The organism is Roseomonas sp. TAS13, from assembly GCF_001950415.1.
In the GTDB taxonomy this organism is placed as follows: domain Bacteria; phylum Pseudomonadota; class Alphaproteobacteria; order Acetobacterales; family Acetobacteraceae; genus Roseomonas; species Roseomonas mucosa.
The window spans coordinates 1-2,172 of record NZ_BDLP01000542.1; the positions used below are offsets into that span (position 1 = coordinate 1).

Below are 2,172 nucleotides of genomic sequence, written 5' to 3' on the forward strand. Positions count from 1 at the left end.
GCAGCCAGGCGGGGTTGCGGGGCATGCGCAGCATCGGCGCCTCCCCGCCTTCGACGCGCAGGCCGATCTCGTGGTTCACCGAGAAGGAGAAGGGGCCGCGCAGGGCGGTGGCGCCCCAGGCGGCGAGCTGCGCGGCGGCGGCGCCGAGCAGGGCGCGCAGGATGGCGGGGTCCTCCTCGCAGGCCAGGAAGCCGAAATGGCCGATGCCGCCGGTGGAGCCGTCGCGCGGCAGGGCGGCGCAGATGCGGCCCACCGGCTCCGCGCCGCGCAGGGCCAGGAAGCGGGCGATGTGCCATTCGCCCAGGGCGGTGTTGAAGCCGGGATCGAAGACGCGGCGGCTCTCGAAGAGCAGGGGCACGGTCCAGCCCGCCGCCTCCCCGCCCAGGCGCGCGGGCAGGTCGAGCCAGGTGGCGGCCTCCGGCGCCGAGGCGATCCCGACGATGCGGAGCGGGGCCGATGCCCGCGCCATGGCGGGCGCGGCCATCGTTCCGGCCGGCGATGTGGCGAGCGTGGTCAGCCCGGGACCTCCAGCGGGGAGAGGCTGGCCATGGCCTCGGCCAGGACCTCCAGCGCGCGGTCCAGCTCGGCCGTCTCGTGCTCGGCGCAAAGGAAGAAGCGCAGGCGGGCGGCCTGTTCCGGCACGGCGGGGAAAACGATGGGCTGCACGTTCACGCCGCGCTCGAACATCGCGACGGACAGCCGGGCGGCCTTCACCGAGGAGCCGGTGATGACGGGCACGATGGCATGGCCCTCGGAGGAGCCGGTGTCGAAGCCCATGGCGCGGGCGCGGTCGCGGAAGTGGCGGGCGTTGCGCTGGAGCTTCTCCACGCGCCAGGGCTCGGCGCGCATGATGCGCAGGGATTCGCTGGCGGCGGCGGCGAGGTTGGGCGGCAGGCCGACGGAATAGACGAAGCCCGGCGCGGTGTGGCGCAGCCATTCGATCAGGTCGCGCTGGGCCGCGATGAAGCCGCCGCAGCCGGACAGGGTCTTGCTGAGCGTGCCCATCCAGATGTCCACCCCGGCGGGATCGACGCCCTGCGCCTCGAAGACACCGCGGCCGGTGGGGCCGAGCACGCCGAGGGAATGGGCCTCGTCCACCATCAGCCAGGCGTCGTGGCGGCGGGCGATCTCCACGAAGCGGGCGAGGTCGGGGACGTCGCCGTCCATGGAGTAGTGGCCCTCGACCACCAGCAGGGCGCGGCCGGCGGCGCGGCGGGCGCCTTCCAGCGCGCGCTCGGCGGCGCGCCAGTCGTTGTGGGCGAAGGGGATGCGCCGGGCGCCGGAAAGGCGGGCGCCCTCGGTGCAGGAATTGTGGATGGCGGCGTCGTGGACGATGACGTCGCGCGCGCCCATCAGGTGGCCGATGACGGTGACGTTGGTGGCATGGCCGGAGACCATGCAGAGCGCGGCCTCGGCGCCGTAGTTCTCCGCCAGCAGGGATTCCAGCTCGGCATGGACCGGGCGCTCGCCGGAAACGAGGCGGGAGGCGGAGGGGGAGACGCCGTAGCGGTCGATCGCCGCCTTGGCCGCGCCGGTGACGCGCGGATCGCCGTTCAGCCCGAGGTAGTTGTAGGAGGAGAAGTTGAGGTAGCGGCTGTTGCCGATGGTGGTCCGGGCGCCCGCGACGCCGGCATGGGGGCGGAAGAAGGGGCTTTCCAGCGAGAGCGCCTCCACCGCCGTCTGCATCAGGGCGAAGTCGCGCATGCCGGGCAGGTCGGCGAAGCGGCTGCGGGTGCCGCGGGCCGCGCTCCCTCGGTTCCTCCCCTGGTCTTCCCCTTGGCCGATCCGCGCCTCGTCCTGGTGCGCGCGCCGCTTGGCCAGGCGCTGCAGCAGCGCCAGGCGGGCGGTGGTGGAGAGGCCGAAGGAATGGGTCATCGGGCGGTCTCTCCCTCGGTGGTCAGGGGCTGGCCGCCGGCGGCGCCGGGCTGCGGGCCGCCAGGGGAAGGATGCGAGGGAATTCCACGGGCAATGTCGCGGGAGGGCGCCGGCGGAGCGGCGTGGCCGCCGGAGGCCGCCTCGCCGCCCGCCGCCAGATCCTCCGGGGGATGCGAGGGCTCGAAATGCTCCAGCAGCATGGCGACCTGGGCTTCCTCGCCGCCGCCGCGCAGGCCATCGGCCACGCGGGCGGCGAGGGAGCCGAGGGTGAGGTCGTCGGTCACGCCGGCGAGCGGG

The 2,172-nt window shown here is 74.5% G+C and carries 2 protein-coding genes and 1 pseudogene; all 3 read right to left on the reverse strand.

The annotated features are described in order from the left end of the window. A pseudogene (locus ROTAS13_RS23350) lies at positions 1–484 on the reverse strand (hypothetical protein); the annotation flags it as partial. Positions 485–513: 29 nt separating this feature from the next. After that, positions 514–1,875: an aminotransferase class I/II-fold pyridoxal phosphate-dependent enzyme gene (locus ROTAS13_RS23355; protein WP_019461977.1), complete on the reverse strand. Its 1,362-nt coding sequence runs from the start codon at positions 1,873–1,875 to the stop codon at positions 514–516. Continuing rightward, positions 1,872–2,172: hypothetical protein (locus ROTAS13_RS27520; RefSeq protein ID WP_216348732.1), on the reverse strand; the 301-nt coding region annotated here is incomplete at its 5' end. The genes ROTAS13_RS27520 and ROTAS13_RS23355, both read right to left, overlap by 4 nt.